The following is a 2,961-nucleotide window of genomic DNA, read 5'->3' as shown; positions in this document are numbered from 1 at the left end:
ACCCGCGGTCCGCCCCCGCCGGCGCGGTCGCGGCGGGGGCGGAAGGCGGGAGCGGGGCGGACTCGCGGAGCTCGCGGGCGGGCGGCGCGCTCAGGTACGTACGATTCCCAGCCGCTGGGTCGCCCGGGTCAGCGCCACGTACAGATCGTTGGTGCCGCGCGGTGAGGCCGTCCGGATGCCGTCCGGATCGACGACGACCACCGTGTCGAATTCGAGGCCCTTCGCCTGACGGGCGCTGAGCAGGACCACGGGCCGGGTGAGATCGGGCGCGGGTCCCCAGGAGGCGTGCGGGAGTCCGGCGGCGAGGGCCGGGAGCAGGGTGGCCGGCGCGAGCACCGCGATACGGCCCTCCTCCGGATGCGCCAGCTCCGGTGCCTCCGTGAGCGCGGCGGCCGTACGGACCAGGTCCGCCGGTTCCACGGTGCGTACGACCGGAGCGCGGCCGGTCGAGCGTACCGACTTCGGAGGCTCGAAGAGCGGGTCCGCCGTCCGCCGTACCTCGGCCGCGACCTCCATGATCTCCACGGGCGTACGGTAGTTCACCCCCAGCCGCGCCAGTCTCCAGCGCTCGCCCACATACGGCGCGAGGATCCGCTGCCAGGATTCGCAGCCCGCCGCGTCACCGGTCTGGGCCGGGTCGCCGACCAGGGTCAGGGAGCGGCTCGGGCAGCGGCGCATCAGCAGCCGCCAGGCCATGGCGGAGAGTTCCTGGGCCTCGTCCACGACGATATGGCCGAAGGCCCAGGTACGGTCGGCGGCGGCCCGCTCGGCGGCGCTGCGGGTGTCGGCCGCCTCCTGGCGGTCCGCGAAGCGCTCGGCGTCGATGATGTCGTGCGCGGCGAGCACCTCGGACTCCTGGTCCTCGAACTCATAGGTCTTCGAGCCCTCCGAGAGATCGAGGACGCCCTGCGCGTAGGCGATCCGGTCCTGGCGTTCCGCCTCGGCGGCGGCGCGGGCGGCGCTGTCGTCCGCGCCGAGGAGTTCGGCGGCCTCGTCCAGCAGCGGTACGTCGGCCGGGGTCCAGGGACCGTCGGTCCAGCCGTCGGTCGTGCTCCCGGTGCCCTCCTGGGGCCTGCGGATCAGTTCGGCGTCGCCGTCCGGCAGCCCGGTGGGATCGGCGAGGAAGTCCGCGATCAGCCGCTGCGGGGTGAGGAGCGGCCAGCATTCCTCGATCGCCGCGTGCACCTCACGGCTGGTGGCGATCTCCTTGCCGAGCTGGGCGATGTCGTCGGCGCCGAGGAGATTGCCGTCGCCGAGCGGATCGGCGCCGATCCGCTCCGCGAGCTGCTCGGTGAGGGCGTCGATGACATGGAAGGCGAAGTGCGGACGGGCCAGATTGTGCGGAAGGCCGGTCTCGCGGGCGTGCCAGCGGGCGTCCTCGGCCATCGCGCGGTCGAGCAGGAGCGTGCCGTAGCCGTCATGGGCGATCTCGGTGGCGCGGTGAGGCACGGTCTGCCGGCCGCGCAGGGCGGCGGCCAGCACCTCCGCCATCGCCGCCCGGCCCTTGACCTCGGCCGCCGCCGGAGTGTCCGTACCGGTGGCCCGTACCCCGGGAAACAGCTCCGCGGTGGTCGCCAGCAGCACTCCGGTCTCACCGAGCGAGGGCAGCACCTCGCCGATGTAGCCGAGGAAGGCCGGGTTGGGGCCGACGATCAGCACCGCGCGGCGGGCGAGCTGCTCCCGGTGCGCGTAGAGCAGATACGCCGCCCGGTGCAGCGCGACCGCGGTCTTGCCGGTGCCGGGACCGCCCTCGACGACCAGTACGCCGCGGTGCGGTGCGCGGATGATGCGGTCCTGCTCGGCCTGGATGGTCTGGACGATGTCGCTCATCCGGCCCGTACGGGCCGAGTTGAGCGCGGAGAGCAGCACGGCGTCGCCGTCCGGGTCCTCGTATCCGGTGCGGGTGGTGTCGGTGAGATCCATGATCTCGTCGTGCAGCGCGGTGACACGGCGGCCCCGGGTGGTGATGTGCCGGCGCCGGCGCAGACCCATGGGTGAGTAGCCGGTGGCGAGATAGAAGGGCCGTGCCACGGGAGCGCGCCAGTCGATCAGCAGCGGGGTGTGCTCCTCGTCGTCGGCCCGCATTCCGATACGACCGATGTGATGAGTGGGGCCGGTGCCGGCGATTTCATCCCCTTCATCCTCCGGCCGGAGGTCGATCCGTCCGAAACAGAGGCCCGTCTCGACGGCGTTCAGCGAGGAGAGCCGGTCGGACTGTTCCGCGACGCTGATGTCCCGCTCCACCCGGGCCTGCCGCACCGTGGTGACCTGGCCGATCGACGCCTCCACGGCGCCCTCGGCCTGCTCCCTGAGGGCGTCGAGCCGCTCATAGAGGACAGAGATGAATTGCTGCTCATTCCGCAATTCGTCATTGGATTCCCTGGTTGACAATTCGACCCCTGTCCGATACGCTGCACTTCATCGAGTGGCCCGTATCCTCGACGAAATCGCGAAATCAGGACACGGAAACCCTCAATATACGCAGACGAATACCCCGGCCGTCAATTCGGACCGGGGCTTTTTTGTGGACACCGCGGGCTCGTTCCCCGGGCTCGTTCTTCGCGTGTCAGACCACGTCCTCCAGTTCCTGCAACAGCTTGCGCTTGGGGCGGGCGCCGACCATCGACTTCACCGGTTCGCCGCCGCGGAAGACGATGAGTGTCGGCATCGCGAGGACGCCGTAGCGGGCGGTGGTCAGCGGATTGGTGTCCACATCGATCTGCACGACCCTGATACGGGCGGCCTCCTTCTCGGCCACGGCGCTCAGGACCGGCGCGAGCCGGCGGCACGGCGGGCACCAGTCCGCGGTGAACTCCACCAGGACCGGCAGGGCGGCCTTCAGCACCTCGTCGTCGAAGTCGGCGTCCGTGACGGAGTCGACGCCTGCTGCCTTGATCATTTCTGCTCTCCTTCGTGAGCGGGGTCCTGCCGTGCGGGATTCTGCTGGGCGGGGTCCTGCTG

Annotated in this window: 2 protein-coding genes; both read right to left on the bottom strand. The window is 71.1% G+C overall.

Annotated features, from left to right (window positions below; genetic code table 11):
- Positions 1-90: 90 nt before the first annotated feature.
- Entirely contained in the window at positions 91-2,364 is a 2,274-nt protein-coding gene (locus tag BFF77_RS02050; protein WP_066943165.1) for a HelD family protein, read from the bottom strand.
- Between the two features lie 202 nt (positions 2,365-2,566).
- Positions 2,567-2,899 carry a thioredoxin family protein gene (locus BFF77_RS02045; RefSeq protein ID WP_066943163.1) on the bottom strand — a complete coding sequence of 111 codons (333 nt, stop codon included), beginning with the start codon at positions 2,897-2,899 and terminating at the stop codon, positions 2,567-2,569.
- Positions 2,900-2,961 lie beyond the last annotated feature (62 nt).

The sequence above is a fragment of the Streptomyces lushanensis genome, assembly GCF_001700515.1.
GTDB classification, from domain to species: domain Bacteria; phylum Actinomycetota; class Actinomycetes; order Streptomycetales; family Streptomycetaceae; genus Streptomyces; species Streptomyces lushanensis.
The sequence above is the reverse complement of the archived record's forward strand: the minus strand, read 5'-3'. Positions and strand labels throughout refer to the sequence as shown.